This window comes from Pseudomonas sp. E1MeOHC2 (assembly GCF_058745025.1).
Genome location: NZ_CP196675.1, coordinates 3,267,294 through 3,283,910, shown reverse-complemented (window position 1 = coordinate 3,283,910; position 16,617 = coordinate 3,267,294). Strand labels below are relative to the sequence as shown.

The following is a 16,617-nucleotide window of genomic DNA, read 5'->3' as shown; positions in this document are numbered from 1 at the left end:
GCCTGTCAGCCAGGCGTCATGCTGCCGACCCGGTCCTGGGGCTATAAGCTTGAATACAGACAACCGTCCCCACCCTTCTGGCCCAGGTGCCCGCTCCGATGCGACGTCCGTCCCGTTCTGTCTTCCTCGCCGCGTTGGCGCTGCTCATCCTGGTAGCGCTGGGCGTTTGGCTCAGCCAGCGTAAGGAGGCCCCCGCCCCCCGTACGCAGGCCGCTATTCCGGTGCGCGTGGTCAGCGTCGCCGAGCAGGACGTGCCACGCTATGCCAGCGCCATCGGCTCGGTGCTGTCGCTGCACAGCGTCGAAATCCGCGCACAGGTAGAGGGGGTGTTGACCCAGGTGCTGGTCAAGGAAGGCCAGTGGGTGAAGGAAGGCGACCTGCTCGCGACCCTCGACGACCGCGCCATCCGCGCCAGCCTCGACCAGGCGCGCGCGCAACTCGGGCAGAGCCAGGCGCAAATCCAGGTAGCCGGTGTCGACCTCAAGCGCTATCGCCTGCTGAGCACCGATGACGGGGTGTCAAAGCAGACCCTCGACCAGCAGCAGGCGCTGGTCAACCAGTTGCAGGCCACGGTCAAGGGCAACCAGGCGGCCATCGCCAATGCCGAAGTGCAGCTGTCCTATACGCAGATCCGCTCACCGGTGACCGGCCGGGTCGGCATCCGCAACGTCGACCCCGGCAACCTGGTGCGCAGCAGCGACACCCAGGGCCTGTTCAGTGTGACCCAGATCGGCCCCATCGCCGTCGAGTTCGCCCTGCCGCAACAGATGCTGCCCACCCTGCAAAGCCTGCTCAAAGCACCCACCCCGGCGCTGGTGCAGGCCTACATGGACGCCGACGGTGAACGCAGCCTGCTGGGTGAGGGCCACTTGGCGTTGATCGACAACCAGATTTCCGCGACCACCGGCACGGTACGGGTCAAGGCCGAGTTCGACAACAAGGACGGGCGCCTGTGGCCCGGCCAACTGGTCACCCTTCGCTTGCGCACGGCCATGCAAGAGAATGCCCTGGTGGTACCGCCGCCGGTGGTGCAGCGCGGTCTCGACGGCCATTTCGTCTACCGCCTGGACGGTGACAAGGTCACCAGCGTGCCGGTCAAGGTGCTGTACCAGGACAGCGGGCTGAACATCATCGCCGGGGTCAAGGCGGGTGATCGCCTGGTGCTCGATGGCCAGTCGCGGCTCAAGCCGGGCTCGCGGGTAGAGGTCACCGCCGATGCGCCCGCCTCTTCGGAAATGGCCGACCGTCGGAGCCAGCCATGAACACGCGCAACGGGGTTTCGGCGTGGTGCATCGACCACCCCATCGCCACCCTGCTGCTGACGTTCGCCCTGGTGCTGCTGGGCGCCATCGCCTTCCCCCGCCTGCCGGTGGCACCGCTGCCAGAGGCCGACTTCCCGACCATCCAGGTCACTGCCCAATTGCCGGGTGCCAGCCCGGAGACCATGGCCTCGTCGGTCGCCACGCCGCTTGAAGTGCAGTTCAGCGCCATCCCCGGGATGACCCAGATGACCAGCAGCAGCGCGCTGGGCTCGACCACCCTGATCCTGCAGTTCACCCTCGACAAGAACATCGACACCGCAGCCCAGGAAGTGCAGGCCGCCATCAACACCGCCACCGCGCGCCTGCCACAAGACCTGCCCAACCCGCCGACCTGGCGCAAGGTCAACCCGGCCGACAGCCCGGTGCTGGTGATGACCGTCAGCTCGAACCAAATGCCCGGCAATGACCTGAGCGACTATGCCGAAACCCTGCTGGCTCGCCAGCTGAGCCAGATCGACGGGGTTGGCCTGATCAACATTACCGGGCAACTGCGCCCGGCCATCCGCGTGCAGGCGCAACCGGAAAAGCTGGCGGCCATCGGCCTGACCCTCGCCGACCTGCGCCTGGCCATCCAGCAGACCAGCCTCAACCTGGCCAAAGGCGCGCTGTACGGCGAGCACAGCGTGTCGACCCTCGCCGCCAACGACCAGCTGTTCCACCCCGAAGACTATGCCCAGCTGATCGTCTCGTACCGCGACGGTGCACCCGTACACCTGCAGGACGTGGCCAAGGTCATCAACGGCGCCGAGAACGCCTACGTCAAGGCCTGGTCCGGTGACCTGCCGGGGCTGAACCTGGTGATCTTCCGCCAGCCCGGTGCCAACATCGTCGACACCGTGGACCGGGTGCTGGCCGCGTTGCCCAAGCTGCAGGAAATGCTCCCGGCGTCGATCGAGGTGTCGGTACTGCAGGACCGCACCCAGACCATCCGCGCCTCGTTGCACGAGGTGGAGCTGACCTTGATGATCGCCGTGGCCCTGGTGATCGGGGTGATGGCGTTGTTCCTGCGCCAGTGGTCGGCGACCCTGGTGGTGTCGAGCGTGCTCGGGGTGTCGCTGATTGCCAGCTGCGCGCTGATGTACGTGTTCGGCTTCAGCCTGAACAACCTGACCCTGGTGGCCATCGTCATTTCGGTGGGGTTCGTGGTGGACGATGCCATCGTCGTGGTGGAGAACATCCATCGCCACCTGGAAGCGGGCGATGACAGCCGCACCGCTGCACTCAAGGGCGCCGGTGAAATCGGCTTCACCGTGGTCTCGATCAGTTTCTCGCTGATCGCCGCCTTTATCCCGCTGTTGTTCATGGGCGGTGTGGTCGGGCGGCTGTTCAAGGAGTTCGCCCTGACCGCCACGGCCACCATCCTGATTTCGGTGGTGGTCTCGCTGACCCTGGCGCCCACCCTGTGCGCGCTGTTCATGCGCCGCCCGACCGGCGCGCAGCACGGCGGCTTCGGTGAGCGCCTGGTCAAGTGGTACGAAAAAGGCCTGAACCGCGCCCTTGCCCACCAGCGCCTGACCCTGGGCGTGTTCGGCCTGACCCTGGCCCTGGCGGTAGTGGGTTATGTGGCCATCCCCAAGGGCTTCTTCCCGTTGCAGGACACCGGCTTCATCCTCGGCACCAGCGAAGCAGCAGCGGACGTGTCGTACCCGGCCATGATCGAAAAGCACCAGGCCTTGGCCAAGATCATCGAGGCCGACCCGGCGGTGCGGGCGTTTTCCCACTCGGTCGGCGTCACCGGCAGCAACCAGACCATCGCCAATGGCCGCTTCTGGATTGCCCTCAAGCCTCGCGGCGACCGGGATGTGTCGGCCAGCGAGCTGATCGACCGGCTGCGGCCCAAGCTCGCTCAGGTGCCGGGCATCGTCCTGTACATGCGCGCCGGCCAGGACATCAACCTCAGTTCAGGCCCGTCACGCACCCAGTACCAGTACGTGCTCAAGAGCAACGACGGCGTGGCGCTGAACCTGTGGACCCAGCGCCTGACCGACCGCCTGCGCGAAAACCCGGCGTTGCGTGACCTGTCCAACGACCTGCAGCTGGGGGCCAGCGTCACCCGCATCGACATCGACCGCCAGGCCGCTGCGCGCTTCGGCCTGACCACCACTGACGTCGATCAGGCGCTGTACGACGCCTTCGGCCAGCGCCAGATCAGCGAGTTCCAGACCGAGACCAACCAGTACAAGGTCATCCTCGAACTGGACGCCCGCCAACGCGGCAAGGCCGAGAGCCTCAACTACTTCTACCTGCGCTCGCCCTTGAGCAACGAGATGGTGCCGTTGTCGGCGGTGGCCCATGTGGCGCCGCCGAGCACCGGGCCCTTGTCGATCAGCCACGATGGCCTGTTCCCGGCCGCCAACCTGTCGTTCAACCTGGCCCCCGGCGTGGCCTTGGGCGATGCGGTGAGCATCCTTGAGCGCACCCAGCGCGAGCTGGGCATGCCGGACTCGATCAGCGGCAACTTCCAGGGTGCGGCCCAGGCCTTCCAGAGCTCGCTGTCGAGCCAGCCTTGGCTGATCCTGGCCGCGCTGGTGGCGGTGTACATCATCCTGGGTGTGCTCTACGAGAGCTTCGTCCACCCGCTGACCATCATCTCCACCCTGCCCTCGGCGGGCTTGGGTGCGCTGATGCTGCTCTGGGCCATGGGCCAGGACTTCAGCATCATGGGGCTGATCGGCGTGGTGCTGCTGATCGGCATCGTCAAGAAAAACGGCATCCTGCTGATCGACTTCGCCCTTGAAGCCCAGCGTCATCACGGCCTGACACCCGAGCAGGCGATCCACCAGGCCTGCCTGACGCGCTTCCGGCCGATCATCATGACCACCCTGGCCGCCTTGCTCGGCGCGGTGCCGCTGATGTTCGGCTTTGGCACCGGTGCCGAGCTGCGCCAGCCGCTGGGCATTGCGGTGGTGGGCGGGCTGTTGGTGAGCCAGGCCCTGACGCTGTTCACCACCCCGGTCATATACTTGGCCCTGGAGCGCCTGTTCCACCGCCGCCGAGCCGCCAATGCGACCGCGCCAAGTGCCAGTTGAGACAAGACCATGCGTGTGCTGATCATCGAAGACGAAGAAAAAACCGCCGACTACCTGCACCGTGGGCTGAGCGAGCAAGGCTTTACCGTGGACCTGGCGCGTGACGGTATCGACGGCCTGCACCTGGCCCTGGAAGGTGACTACGCGGTGATCGTGCTCGATGTGATGCTGCCAGGCCTGGACGGCTATGGCGTGCTGCGCGCCTTGCGCGCACGCAAGCAGACGCCAGTGATCATGCTGACCGCCCGTGAGCGGGTCGAAGACCGCATCCATGGCCTGCGCGAGGGCGCCGACGACTACCTGGGCAAACCCTTTTCGTTCCTCGAACTGGTCGCCCGCCTGCAGGCCCTGACCCGTCGCAGCAGCAGCCACGAACCGCTGCAGATCCAGGTTGCCGACCTGTGGATCGACCTGATGGCGCGCAAGGCCAGCCGGGCCGGCCAGCGCCTGGACCTGACCGCCAAGGAGTTCTCGCTGCTCAGCGTACTGGCGCGCCGCCAAGGCGAAATCCTGTCCAAGACGGCGATTGCCGAGCTGGTCTGGGACATCAACTTCGACAGTGACGCCAATGTCGTCGAGGTGGCCATCAAGCGCCTGCGGGCCAAGCTCGATGGGCCCTTCGACAACAAGCTGCTGCACACCATCCGAGGCATGGGCTATGTCCTGGAAAGCCGTGCGGGCTAACTCCATCGCGCTGCGCCTGTCGGCGCTGTTCATCCTGGTGGCGGTGGGGGTGTTCCTGCTGATCGGCTCGGCGTTGTATCGCCAGGTCGACCACAGCCTCGACCTGCTGCCGGCCGCCGAGCTGGATGCGCGCTTCAGTGTGCTCGAATCCACCCTCAACCGCTTCGGCACGGCCGATCACTGGGCCAAGGTCAGCAACAAGCTCAACCTGCTCAGCGAAGAGGACAAACGCATCCGCTTCTGGGTAGTCAGCAGCGACCCGGCATACGAGTATGGCCACCCCAGCGAGCGGGTCCGTGCGTTTGCCGAAGGCCCGCAGGGCATGCGCGACCTGCGTCTGCCCGACCAGCCCTACCCCTACAAGGTGCTGGTCAGCGAGCTGCCGGCACTGGCCGACCGCCCGCCGCTGCGCTTTCTGATCGGCATCGACACCGAAACCTTCTGGCAGGCGCAGCACAGCCTGCTGGTGGCCATCGTCGGCCTAGCGGTGCTCGGTGTGCTGCTGGCGTCTGTGCTCGGTTACTGGGTAGCCCGCATCGGCCTGCGCCCGTTACTGGCGCTGTCCAATGAAGCCCAGGCGCTGGCACCGCCACGCCTGAACGGGCGCCTGCAGACCCACGACCTGGCCCCGGAGCTGGCGCAGTTCGCCGGGGCCTTCAACGCCGCACTCGACCGGGTCAGCCAGGCCTACTCGCGACTGGAGGCGTTCAACGCCGACGTCGCCCACGAGCTGCGCTCGCCGCTGACCAACCTGATCGGCCAGACCCAGGTGGCACTGACCCGCGGCCGCAGCGCCGAGCATTACTTCGAAGTGCTGCAATCGAACCTCGAAGAGCTCGAGCGCTTGCGCAGCATCATCAACGACATGCTGTTCCTGGCCAGCGCCGACCAAGGCAGCAAGGCCACCGCACTGACCGAGGCCTCGCTGGCCGAGGAAGTGGCGACCACGCTGGACTACCTGGACTACATCCTCGAAGACGCGCACGTCAGCGTGACGGTCAGTGGCGATGCCCAGGCGCCGATCGAGAAAGCCCAGCTGCGCCGCGCGCTGATCAACCTGCTGAACAACGCGGTGCAGCACACCGCGCCCAACCAGCAGATCCAGGTGCGGATCGACAGCGGGCCGGAGCAGGTCAGCATCGCCGTGAGCAACCCGGGGCCGGCGATCGATGATGCGCACCTGCCACTGCTGTTCGAACGCTTCTATCGGGTGGATGCGGCGCGCAGCAACAGTGGCGGTGGCAACCATGGGTTGGGCTTGGCGATCGTCAAGGCGATTGCATTGATGCATGGCGGAGAGGTTTTTGTGCACAGTGAGGCCGGCGCCAACACCTTTGGCATTCGCCTGCCAAGCGCTCAACTACGCGGGTTTCCAGCAAAAACCTGAGCAATCGCCGCACGATCGTTACCTTTTGCGCAATAGTGCTTATCGTACTTCGCTCTGTTTCAAGTGCCTTCAAGGGACTAACTTTAGCCCTGTCCTCATTAGCACTTGCATCGCAAGAAGGTAGTTTCAAATGTCCAACAGTATGGGTATTGCCAGCGTCTTCGTTCTGTCTTCCCTGTTGTTGTCGCCCCTGGCCATGGCCGAAGAATCCCAGGCTTTCGTCGCCCGTAATGCAGAGCTCGCCGCCGTCCATCAAGAGGCCCGCGACGCTGTAGCCGCACACCAGGCCGATGCCGTAAAAGACGCGAAGCAGAACGCTTCCAAGGTCAACAGAGACGCTAACGCCGACAGCTGATCAGCCGCTGTACCTGCTCCCGATTTCCCTTGGCTACGCCATGGGCACCGCCGGTGCCGATATGTTAGCCTTTTAAAGCCGCTGCCGATCAGCGGCTTTTTTTATGTGCTTTAACTCTCAGCCCCGCTGTAATTTCCCCAATAAAAAAGTTGCACATTCAAAAATAAAAACTGCCCCACCGTCAGACCAAAGGAGCTAGTACCGGTGCCTTCCGCGTTTCGTTTTACCCCGTTGTTCATTGCATTGACTGCAATGATGCCTATCGCCGCTCAGGCAGATGAAGACAAGGCTGATGGCTTCATCGAAGGTTCTTCTTTCAAGCTGCATTTTCGTAATGCCTATTTCAACCGCGACAACCACAACGCCGGCGCGCGCGACACCCGCGAGTGGGGCCAGGGCGCGGTTGCGCGCTTCGAGTCCGGCTATACCCCTGGCGTGATCGGCGTTGGCGTGGACGCCCATGCCATGCTGGGCCTCAAGCTCGACGGCGGTGGCGGCCATGCCGGCACCAGCATTCTGCCGGCGCATGTCAAGGACGATGGCGAGTTGGGCGCGGCCCCGCATTCGTTCTCTACCGCTGGCGCGGCGGTCAAGCTCAAGGCCTTTGACACCGTGCTCAAGGCGGGTGACCTGTTCCTCACCAACCCGGTGATCGCGGGCGGCGAAAGCCGCATGCTGCCGCAGACCTTCCGCGGTGTGAGCCTGACCAACACCAGCATCGACGGCCTGCTGCTCGAAGGCGGCCAGGTCAGCTTCACCAAGCCGTACAACCAGAGCGGCCACCGCCGCATCGACACCTACTACGGCTCGCTGGACGAACACGACAAGAGCAAGCACCTGAACTGGGCCGGCGCATCGTGGAGCGGTACCGAGAACATCACCGCCAACCTTTACGCCGCCGAGCTGAAGGACATCTGGAACCAGTACTACGCCGACTTCGACTACACCTATGTGGTCAACGACCTGGTCAGCCTCAACCCGGGCGTGCACTTCTACCACACCCAGGACACCGGCCAGGCCCTGCTGGGCAAGATCGACAACAACACCTACAGCGTGCACTTCACCGTCAACGCCGGGTTCCACAGCGTCACGGCCGCCTACCAGCGGGTCAATGGCGATACGCCGTTCGACTACATCAACCTGGGCGACAGCGTGTACCTGGACAACTCGCGCATGTACTCGGACTTCAACGCGCCCAATGAGCGCTCGTGGAAGCTGCAGTACGGCTATGATTTCGCAGGCCTGGGCATCCCTGGCCTGAGCACGACACTGTCGTATTCGCGTGGTGAGGCAGACCTGACCAAGGCTGACCAGGGCAACACGCACTACGACTACTACCGCGCCGACGGCAAGAATGCCAAGCACTGGGAACGTGACCTGGACGTGAAATACGTGTTCCAGGAAGGCGACTTCAAGGACCTTTCGGTGCTGGTGCGTTATGCCGCACACCGTGGCAGCCAGGGTTATGCGTCGATCGACAGCAACAGTGACAACGATGAACTGCGCGTGATCGTTGATTATCCGTTGAACGTGTTCTGACCCGCTCCTAGATTTCATTGACTTAACGCAGACCCAGTGGGAGCGGGCTTGCCCCGCGAACACCGGCGCAGCCGGTGCCAGGCACCGCATGAGGCCATTCGCAGGGCAAGCCCGCTCCCACCGGATTGAAGGCAGGCTTGCGACCACTGTTCTCTGCACCACCGCGTGATTCCGTCGGACAAATCTTGTCCGACAATCACCACTTCCCTAGAATGTCGCCGCCGCGAATGGCCCTGCCTCAGCAGTAGCGAGCATGCTCACCCGATCACCGCGTTTTGCACTCTACAGGTCGCACCCCGAGCTGATCCTCAACCTGGGCAGTTGCCTCGCCGTGCTCGCCATCGTGGCCATCGTCAGCTACCTGCTCGCCCGTGAGCGCGACAGCGTTGAGCTGTCCGCCATCCGCTCCTCCAACAACATCGTCCAGTTGATCGAAAGCGACATCGTGCGCAACGCCGAACTCTACGATCAGTCGTTGCAAGGGCTGATTTGGGCGGTCGGGCGCAAGGAGTTGCCAGAAGTGCCCGGCGCGTTGCGCCAGCGCCTGTTGTTCAATGAAGCGTTCGTCGACCGTAAACGCGGTGACGTGCTCTGGCTCGACAAGCAAGGTAACGTGGTGGGCGATTCCACCAGCGCTATTCCACGCAAGGCCAACTTCGCCGACACCGGGGTGTTCAGGGCGCATGTACGCGACGCCAACCTCGGTTTGCTGGTCGGCCCGCCCTTCAAGGCCAGGCTGGGCGACCTGGACTGGTGCATCAGTTTCAGCCGGCGCATCGCTGGCCCCGACGGCCAGTTCGCCGGCCTGGCCGTGGGTGCCCTGCGCCTCTCTTACTTCAGCGAACTGTTCAAGCGCCTGGACATCGGCGATGACAGCAGCATCAACTTGTTCAATACCGACGGCCAGCTGCTGGCCCGCCAGCCTACCCGCCAGCAAGACCCGCCGATTGGCACCAACTATGCCGAACGCGCCAATTTCAAACGCATCCTGGGCGAGCGCAGTGGCAGCTTCACCGCCCGCTCAGCCACACATGGCACCCCACGCATGTACACCTTCGCCCGAGTGGCCGACCTGCCGCTGATCGTGTTGGTGGTGCATTCGGCCGATGAAGTGTTCCAGTCATGGCGGCGTACCGTGATTCTGGTGGGTGTTGCCACCGGTGTGCTGTGCATCGGTATCCTTTGGCTGTCCTTGCTGCTGGGCCGCGAGCTGCGTCGTCGCCACGAGGCCGAACAGGGCCTGGCCACGCTGGCCGCCACCGACAGCCTGACCGGCCTGGCCAACCGCCGCCGGCTGGATCAGGTGCTGCGCCAGGAGTGGGCACGCGCCCAACGCAACCACAAACCGTTGGCGGTGCTGATGGTGGATGTGGACCATTTCAAGGCGTTCAACCAGCGCCATGGCCATGCGGGTGGCGACCATGCCTTACGGGAAGTGGCGAAGTGCATCGAGGGGTGTATCAGGCGCCCGGCGGACCTGGCGGCACGCTATGGCGGCGAGGAGTTTCAGGTGATATTGCCGGAGACCGACCTGGCCGGCGCACGGCTGCTGGCCGAGCGCATTCGGGCCAGCGTCGCGGCGCTGGCGCCCTTTGCCAATGACACCCGTGCAGTCACGGTAAGCATCGGCATCGGCCTGTACGAAGCAGGCCCTCAGCACGATCTGGCGAGCGTACTGGGGGCTGCGGACGAGGCGCTCTACCGGGCCAAGGCCAATGGCCGTAACCGGGTAGAGGGGCCTACCCTTTAGGAGCGGGCGCGGGCTGCGTTACGCAGGGCCTTGACCTGGTCGTGGTTACGCTGCACACCTTGCAGTTGTTTTTCTACCAGGGTGTAGGTCTGATCACTGGCGGTGCGGCCAAGCTTGACCAGTTTTTCGCGCGCTTCCTTGTAGGCTTTCAGGGCATGGTCCTCGCCTCGCTCAACCTCATTGAGCACGGCCTCCTCATCCTTGCCGGTGACCATTGCCTTGAGGTTGACCCAGCCACGGTGCAGGTCGCCGCTGATGCTGGTGGAGGTCTCCGGGTCACCCCCCAGGCGGCGCACTTCACTTTGCAGCTCACCGGCGGCATTGGCGCACTCACCAGCACGCTGGACGAAGAAGGCTTTGAGCTCTGGGTTTTTCACATCATCGGCCGAGGCCTTGAAACCTTTTTCGCCATCCTTGCTGTATTCGATCAGGTCGTTGAGCACATCGATTACGTCTTTGTTGGGGTTGCTCATGTCACGAACTCCTTGGCAGGTGATAGTCATCTGTAATGGAGCAGCGTTCGTGCCAACCCTTGCAGTAAAAATAAATTCTTTAAAATCAATGAGTTAATTTTTGATTGAAGCCGACGAAAGCGGCGTTCTGCATGATTGGCGCTTTGGCCTTCGTGCAGATTGCAGTATGGTCGGCGCTTTCCCACAGCCAGGTGCGCCGATGAAACCGGAAACCCTCGAACTGCTGGTCACCCGGACCATGCCCTTTGGCAAATACCAAGGCCGGATCATTGCCGACCTGCCAGGTGACTACCTGGCCTGGTTCGCGCGCAAGGGCTTCCCGGCCGGGGAGCTGGGCGGGTTGCTGGCGCTGATGCATGAAGTCGATCACAACGGCTTGATGGACTTGCTGGAGCCTTTGCGCCAGAAGCATCGGCGCTAGCCAGGGGCGCTTGGCGCCCCTCTACCTCACCCCTTCACCGGCGCCACTGCCAGCTCCACTTGCTCGCTCTTCTTGATCACCGCATACACCACAGCCGTCAGCAGGCTCCCCGCCACGATCGCCAGCAAGTACAGCAACGCATGGTTGATGGCATTAGGGATCAGCAGCACGAACAGGCCACCGTGCGGCGCCATCAGCTTGCAGCCGAAGTACATCGACAGAGCACCGGTCAAGGCCCCCCCAGCCACGCTCGCCGGGATCACCCGCAGCGGGTCCTTGGCGGCAAACGGGATCGCACCTTCAGAGATAAAGCACAGCCCGAGAGCCAGCGCGGCCTTGCCCGCCTCGCGTTCACTCTGGGCGAACTTGCGCCGGGCAAGGAAGCTGGCAATGCCCAGGCCGATCGGCGGCACCATGCCAGCGGCCATGGTCGCCGCCATGGGCGCGTAGCTCGACGAAGCCAGCAGGCCCACCGAGAAGGCATAGGCCGCCTTGTTGATCGGGCCGCCCAGATCGACGCACATCATGCCGCCGAGCACCAGCCCCAACAGGATGGCGTTGGTGGTGCCCATGCTGTCGAGGAAGTGCGTCAGCCCTTCGAGCATGGCCGCCACCGGCTGGCCGACCACGTAGATCATCACCAGGCCGGTGAATAGGCTGGCCAGCAGTGGAATGATCAGGATCGGCTTGAGCGCTTCCAGGCTGCTCGGCAGCCGTGCCCAACGGGCAATGGCCTTAGCGCTGTAGCCGGCCAGAAACCCGGCGATGATGCCACCGATGAAGCCCGCGCCCAGGGTGCTGGCCAGCAGCCCGCCGATCATGCCGGGCGCCAGGCCCGGGCGGTCGGCGATCGACCAGGCGATATAGCCGGCCAACAACGGCACCATCAGCTTGAACGCCGCTTCGCCGCCAATTTGCATCAACGCCGCCGGCAAGGTGCCTGGCTCTTTGTAGGCCTCGATACCGAAGACGAACGACAAGGCGATCAGCAGACCGCCCGCCACCACCATCGGCAGCATGAACGACACCCCGGTGAGCAGGTGCTTGTACACGCCGGTCTTCTCGCCCTTGCCTGTGCTGGAAGCCGCAGCGGCATCAGCAGCGTTTTCCACCTTGGCTTCGGCCAGGGCCTTGTCCAAGGTGGTGTGCGCCTGCTTGAGGGCAATGCCGGTGCCGCAGCGGTAGATGCGCTTGCCGGCAAAACGCGCCGTGGGGACTTCGATGTCGGCGGCCAGCAGCACCACGTCGGCCTCGGCGATGGCTTGGGCGGACAATGGGTTGCGTGCCCCCACCGAACCTTGAGTTTCCACGGTGAGTTGGTAGCCCTTCTGCTGCGCGGCCTGCTGCAAGGCCTCCGCGGCCATGAAGGTGTGCGCGACACCGGTCGGGCAGGCCGTGACCGCCACGATCCGTGCGCCAGCGGCCGTTGCCGCTACAGGGCTGTTGGGCACATCCACCAACAGCTGAGCCTTGGCCGCCGCCTCGTCGAGGAAACCCTCGCGGTCGGCCAGCGCCTGGGACGGCGTGCTCTGGTACACGCGCTTGCCAACGAAACGGGCCAGGTCCACCGGCCCGGTGCTGACCACCAACACCCAATCGGCTTCGCTGATCTGCGCCGGCGTCAGCTGCCGCTCAGGGTGCTCGGCATCCTGCACCTCGACGCTGGTGCTCCAGCCGCGACGCTGGGCAGCTGCGGCCAGCAAGCGCGCGCTCAAGACACTGGACACCTGGCCGTTGGGGCAGGCGGTGACAATGGCAATGTTCATCGGCAACCCTCTTGTTGTTCTGTCAGTTGCACACCGGCTTCAAGGCGTATCAGTTGCTCGCGGTCACGAATGCCAAAGCCGACCTGGGTCACGGCTTGGGCTGCGATGGCAGTAGCCCGGCACAAGGTCTGGGCAGGCGTCTCGCCCAGCAACAGGCCATGGACCATGCCGGCCACCAGCGAGTCCCCCGCCCCCACGGTGCTGGCAACCTGCACCTTAGGTGGCTGGGCCTGCAGGGCGAGGTCGCGGGCAAACCAGCTGACGCCCTGCTCGCCGGCGGACACCACCACATGCTCGACACCGCTGGCCAACAGCCGCTCGGCCGCAGCGCGTTGCTGCGCTGGGCTTTGCACGTCCAGGCCAAGCACCTCGCCCAGTTCCTCGGTATTGGGTTTGACCAGCCACGGCGCGCTTTGCAGGCCGGCACGCAGGGCTTCGCCGCTGCTGTCGAGGGCGACCTTGAGGCCTTGGGCCTTCAGTTGTTCGAGCAACTGGCGGAACCACTCGGGGCTGATACCCCGGGGCAGGCTGCCCGCCACCACCACTGCATCATGCCCTGGGGCGATCTGTTCCAGCCGCCGCAACAACGCAGAGCGGGCGGCCTCATCGACCTCTGGCCCCTCGCCGTTGATATCGGTCACGCGGCCATCGGCTTCGACCAGCTTGATGTTGCTGCGCGTCTCGCCGGGTACGCGGACAAAACAATCGGCAAAGCCACGCCAGTCGATCAAGGCCTCGAACGGCTGCAGGTTGTCCTGCCCGAGAAAGCCACCAACAGTGACGCTGTGACCAAGGTCGGCCAGTACCTGGGCAACGTTCAACCCTTTGCCCGCCGCATGGCTGTGTTGGGCCTGGCTGCGGTTGACGTGCCCGGGGCGCAAGGTATCGAGGCCGATAGTGATATCCAGCGCCGGGTTCAGGGTAAGGGTGAGGATCTTGGCCATCAGTAACGCTCCACCAGCGCGCGAACCGCCGCGGCGCTGTCCTGTTGCAAGGCTTCGCGCGCCAGGGCGCGGGCCGTCTGGTGATCGGCCTGGCGGACCAGGGCTTTGACTTCGGCAATGCTGCGGGCGGCGACGCTCAATTCGTCCACATCCAGGCCAAGCAACACGGCCACCGCCTGCGGGTCGGCGGCCAGCTCGCCGCACACGCCCACCCACTTGCCTTCGGCATGGGCAGCGCGCACGGTCATGTCGATCAGGCTCAACACCGCCGGGTGCAGGCCGTCGGCCTGGGCCGAAAGGCTCGGGTGGCCACGGTCGATGGCCAGGGTGTATTGGGTCAGGTCGTTGGTGCCGATGCTGAAGAAGTCCACTTCGCGGGCCAACTGCGGCGCCAGCAAGGCTGCCGAGGGCACTTCGACCATGATGCCCAGTTGCAGGTCTGCCACCGGGATTTCCTCACGCAAGCGCTCGACCATGGCCCGCGCTTCGCGCCATTCGTGCACCTGGCCGACCATCGGGAACATGATCCGCAGCGGGCGCTGGTCGGCAGCGCGCAGCAGTGCGCGCAACTGGTCTTCCATGATCTGCGGTTGCTGCAAGGTCAGGCGCACACCGCGCACGCCGAGGAAGGGGTTGTCTTCGGCAGCGATCGGCCAGTAAGGCAGCGGTTTGTCACCACCCACATCCAGGGTGCGCACCACCAGGGGCCGCCCACCGAGGCCATCGAGCACGCGGCGGTATTCGGCTTCCTGGGTGGCCACGTCCGGCGCCTGGGGGTGGGCCATGAAAATCAGTTCGGTGCGCAGCAAGCCGACGCCTTCGGCGCCCTGCTCCACGACCTTGTCGATACCGCTGCTCTCGCCGATGTTGGCGAACACCTCGACGGCATGGCCATCGCGGGTGACTGCAGGCTCATGCCGGTCGGCCCAGGCCGCCTGCAGGCGCTGCTCGCGCTGGTCGCGCTCGGCCAGGGCGCGGTGCAGTTCAGCGGCCGCTGGGGCAACACTGACCACGCCGCGTTGCCCATCGAGCAGCAATGGCGTGCCGGCATCGAGCAGCAAAATCGCCGCACCGGCGCCGACTACAGCGGGGATGCCAAGGGCGCGGGCGACGATGGCGCTATGGGCCGTCGCGCCGCCCTGAGCGGTGACGATACCGGCAACCCGGCTCGGGTCCAGCCGGGCCACATCGGAAGGGCCGACCTCGGTCATCACCAGCACATAAGGCTGCTCAGGTTCAACGTGCGCCTGCACGCCGCACAATTGGGCCAGCACGCGGCGGCCGATGTCGCGCAGGTCGGCGGCACGTTCGGCGAGCAAAGCGTCGTGCAGCGACTCCTGCTGCCTCGCTGCCGCCTCAATCACTGCCATCCACGCCGCCGGGGCGCTTTCGCCCTGGGCCAGGCGCTGCTCGACATCGTCGGCCAACGCCGGGTCGGCGAGCATTTCCTGGTGAGTGACAAAGATCTCGCCAATGGCCTTGTCGCTGCGCTGCACCAAGGTGTGCAGCTCGCTGTTCACCGTTGCCAAGGCATCGCGCAGCTTGACCCGTTCCTGGGCGAGGGATTCACCGCGCAGGGGGTAATCGATGGCGCGCTCGACGCAGACGTGGGCCGGCCCATGGGCGATGCCAGGCGCCGCGCCAACACCCTGGATCCGACTGCCCGCAGCGGGTGCCTGAAGCACTTCCAGCGGCGTGCAGGCAAGCGGTGCAGGGCTTTGCGGCAGCGGCTCGACGTCCTCGCCCAGGCCTGCTTCGATGGCCGCCAGTAGCACCGGCAACGCATCAGCGGCGATGCCGGGTTCGGCTATCAGCTCCAGTTCCTGACCACGCCGGGCGCCGAGGCTGAGCAGCTTGCTCAGGCTTTTGACCGACACCGCCGGCTGCGCGCTGTCGGTAAGCCGCACCCGGACTTCACCCTCGAAGCCCTTGGCCAACTGCGCCAGCACCTTGGCCGGGCGGGCATGCAAACCATGCGGGTTGGCCAGCACGATGCGCGCACTCGGCCAATCCACCGGCGCCTCGCCGCCCAGCACCTGCAGGACCGCACGGCTGTTGGTGGCCTGGTAGAGCATCTGCCCGCGCCCTTCGATCAGCACCTCGCACAAGCGCTCAAGCAAGGCCTGATGAGCGGCGCCAAGGCTGGCCAGGCAGAACAGGCCGTTAAGCGGCTGATCGCGATAGCGCAGGGGTTGCTGCGGGGTAATGAACGCCAGGCCAGGCTGGCGCACCTGGCGTTCGCTGTGCAGCCACCACAGGCCCTCGCCCAATGGCAACGGCTCGGCCTGCTGCAGCACGGCAGCAAAGCCACTGTCGACGCAACCGGCGCGCTGCAGCAGGCGCGCACCGCGCCAGGCCAACTCATCGAAATCTTCAGCTGGCAGGTTCAGACCGACCAGTTGCGCATCCAGCGCCAACGCCTGCGGCGCGCCTTGCAACAGTTTGAGCAAGGCCTCGGCCGAGCTGGCCCGACGCAGCGCTTCGGCAAGGTCCGTCTCGCCCAGGGCGCGGGTCAGCAATTGCAGCAAGCGCAGGTGTTCATCGGAGCGGGCGGCAATGCCGATGGCCAGGTAGACCCTTTGGCCATCACCCCAGTCCACGCCTTCGGGGAACTGCAGCAGGCGCACACCAGTGGTGTGGACCAGGTCCCGGGTCTGCGGTGTGCCGTGGGGGATGGCAATGCCCTGGCCGAGGAACGTCGAGCCTTGCGCCTCGCGGGCCTGCAGGCCTTGCAGGTAGCCCTCGGCGACCAGGCCGTCGGCAACCAGCTGATCCGCCAGCAGGCGCAATGCCTCGGCCTTGTCCGCGGCCTTCTGGCCCATGGCTATTTGCCCTGTGGCGAGCTCGAGCATGACCTTCTCCTTTTGCAGTGCCCAGGTCGGGTACTGAGGTATTGTTGTGAAATTCACGAAAACGGCCAGTTCAACCGCCTTGCACAGATAGCCGC

The 16,617-nt window shown here is 65.0% G+C and carries 12 protein-coding genes; 8 read left to right on the top strand and 4 right to left on the bottom strand.

From position 1 onward, the window contains the following. The first annotated feature begins 98 nt into the window (after positions 1–98). The 7 genes from ACSSU5_RS14780 to ACSSU5_RS14750 all read left to right on the top strand — a co-directional run bounded on the left by ACSSU5_RS14780 (position 99) and on the right by ACSSU5_RS14750 (position 10,066). On the top strand, positions 99–1,262 hold the full coding sequence (locus ACSSU5_RS14780) for an efflux RND transporter periplasmic adaptor subunit (protein WP_492559175.1): 1,164 nt from the start codon (positions 99–101) through the stop codon (positions 1,260–1,262). After that, positions 1,259–4,351, top strand: a complete 3,093-nt coding sequence (locus ACSSU5_RS14775) for a multidrug efflux RND transporter permease subunit (RefSeq protein WP_492559174.1) — start codon at positions 1,259–1,261, stop codon at positions 4,349–4,351. Before ACSSU5_RS14780 ends, ACSSU5_RS14775 begins: the two co-directional genes overlap by 4 nt. A 9-nt stretch (positions 4,352–4,360) precedes the next feature. Beyond that, positions 4,361–5,035 carry a heavy metal response regulator transcription factor gene (locus tag ACSSU5_RS14770; RefSeq protein WP_264310257.1) on the top strand — a complete coding sequence of 225 codons (675 nt, stop codon included), beginning with the start codon at positions 4,361–4,363 and terminating at the stop codon, positions 5,033–5,035. Then, entirely contained in the window at positions 5,010–6,422 is a 1,413-nt protein-coding gene (locus ACSSU5_RS14765) for a heavy metal sensor histidine kinase (RefSeq protein ID WP_492559173.1), read from the top strand. Before ACSSU5_RS14770 ends, ACSSU5_RS14765 begins: the two co-directional genes overlap by 26 nt. Positions 6,423–6,552: 130 nt before the next feature. Then, the gene (locus ACSSU5_RS14760; RefSeq protein WP_492559172.1) at positions 6,553–6,777 is read left to right on the top strand and encodes a hypothetical protein; all 225 of its coding nucleotides are present in this window, start codon (positions 6,553–6,555) and stop codon (positions 6,775–6,777) included. Positions 6,778–6,981: 204 nt separating this feature from the next. After that, entirely contained in the window at positions 6,982–8,316 is a 1,335-nt protein-coding gene (locus ACSSU5_RS14755) for an OprD family porin (RefSeq protein ID WP_492559171.1), read from the top strand. Between the two features lie 253 nt (positions 8,317–8,569). Next, positions 8,570–10,066, top strand: a complete 1,497-nt coding sequence (locus tag ACSSU5_RS14750) for a diguanylate cyclase domain-containing protein (RefSeq protein WP_492559170.1) — start codon at positions 8,570–8,572, stop codon at positions 10,064–10,066. Here the strand turns inward: ACSSU5_RS14750 and ACSSU5_RS14745 are convergent. Beyond that, entirely contained in the window at positions 10,063–10,539 is a 477-nt protein-coding gene (locus ACSSU5_RS14745) for a ferritin-like domain-containing protein (RefSeq protein WP_264310262.1), read from the bottom strand. The genes ACSSU5_RS14750 and ACSSU5_RS14745 overlap by 4 nt on opposite strands. A gap of 199 nt (positions 10,540–10,738) precedes the next feature. On the opposite strand from ACSSU5_RS14745, the gene ACSSU5_RS14740 reads away from it, so the two are divergent. Continuing rightward, entirely contained in the window at positions 10,739–10,960 is a 222-nt protein-coding gene (locus tag ACSSU5_RS14740) for a DUF3820 family protein (RefSeq protein ID WP_027595485.1), read from the top strand. A 26-nt stretch (positions 10,961–10,986) separates the two neighbouring features. Here ACSSU5_RS14740 and ACSSU5_RS14735 read toward each other — a convergent pair whose 3' ends face one another. The 3 genes from ACSSU5_RS14735 to ptsP are packed head-to-tail and all read right to left on the bottom strand — an operon-like array spanning position 10,987 to position 16,522. After that, the gene (locus ACSSU5_RS14735; RefSeq protein WP_492559169.1) at positions 10,987–12,726 is read right to left on the bottom strand and encodes a PTS fructose-like transporter subunit IIB; all 1,740 of its coding nucleotides are present in this window, start codon (positions 12,724–12,726) and stop codon (positions 10,987–10,989) included. Next, positions 12,723–13,670 carry a 1-phosphofructokinase gene (pfkB, locus tag ACSSU5_RS14730; protein WP_264310264.1) on the bottom strand — a complete coding sequence of 316 codons (948 nt, stop codon included), beginning with the start codon at positions 13,668–13,670 and terminating at the stop codon, positions 12,723–12,725. The genes ACSSU5_RS14735 and pfkB overlap by 4 nt, the downstream gene beginning before the upstream one ends. After that, positions 13,670–16,522 carry a phosphoenolpyruvate--protein phosphotransferase gene (ptsP, locus tag ACSSU5_RS14725; protein WP_492559168.1) on the bottom strand — a complete coding sequence of 951 codons (2,853 nt, stop codon included), beginning with the start codon at positions 16,520–16,522 and terminating at the stop codon, positions 13,670–13,672. The genes pfkB and ptsP overlap by 1 nt, the downstream gene beginning before the upstream one ends. Positions 16,523–16,617 lie beyond the last annotated feature (95 nt).

Bases quoted from the DNA above. Each gene is read 5' to 3' on its own strand.
- ACSSU5_RS14780 (WP_492559175.1), top strand. From the start codon at position 99: ATGCGACGTCCGTCCCGTTCTGTCTTCCTCGCCGCGTTGGCGCTGCTC.
- ACSSU5_RS14775 (WP_492559174.1), top strand. From the start codon at position 1,259: ATGAACACGCGCAACGGGGTTTCGGCGTGGTGCATCGACCACCCCATC.
- ACSSU5_RS14770 (WP_264310257.1), top strand. From the start codon at position 4,361: ATGCGTGTGCTGATCATCGAAGACGAAGAAAAAACCGCCGACTACCTG.
- ACSSU5_RS14765 (WP_492559173.1), top strand. From the start codon at position 5,010: ATGTCCTGGAAAGCCGTGCGGGCTAACTCCATCGCGCTGCGCCTGTCG.
- ACSSU5_RS14760 (WP_492559172.1), top strand. From the start codon at position 6,553: ATGTCCAACAGTATGGGTATTGCCAGCGTCTTCGTTCTGTCTTCCCTG.
- ACSSU5_RS14750 (WP_492559170.1), top strand. From the start codon at position 8,570: ATGCTCACCCGATCACCGCGTTTTGCACTCTACAGGTCGCACCCCGAG.
- ACSSU5_RS14745 (WP_264310262.1), bottom strand. From the start codon at position 10,539: ATGAGCAACCCCAACAAAGACGTAATCGATGTGCTCAACGACCTGATC.
- ACSSU5_RS14740 (WP_027595485.1), top strand. From the start codon at position 10,739: ATGAAACCGGAAACCCTCGAACTGCTGGTCACCCGGACCATGCCCTTT.
- ACSSU5_RS14735 (WP_492559169.1), bottom strand. From the start codon at position 12,726: ATGAACATTGCCATTGTCACCGCCTGCCCCAACGGCCAGGTGTCCAGT.
- pfkB (WP_264310264.1), bottom strand. From the start codon at position 13,670: ATGGCCAAGATCCTCACCCTTACCCTGAACCCGGCGCTGGATATCACT.
- ptsP (WP_492559168.1), bottom strand. From the start codon at position 16,522: ATGCTCGAGCTCGCCACAGGGCAAATAGCCATGGGCCAGAAGGCCGCG.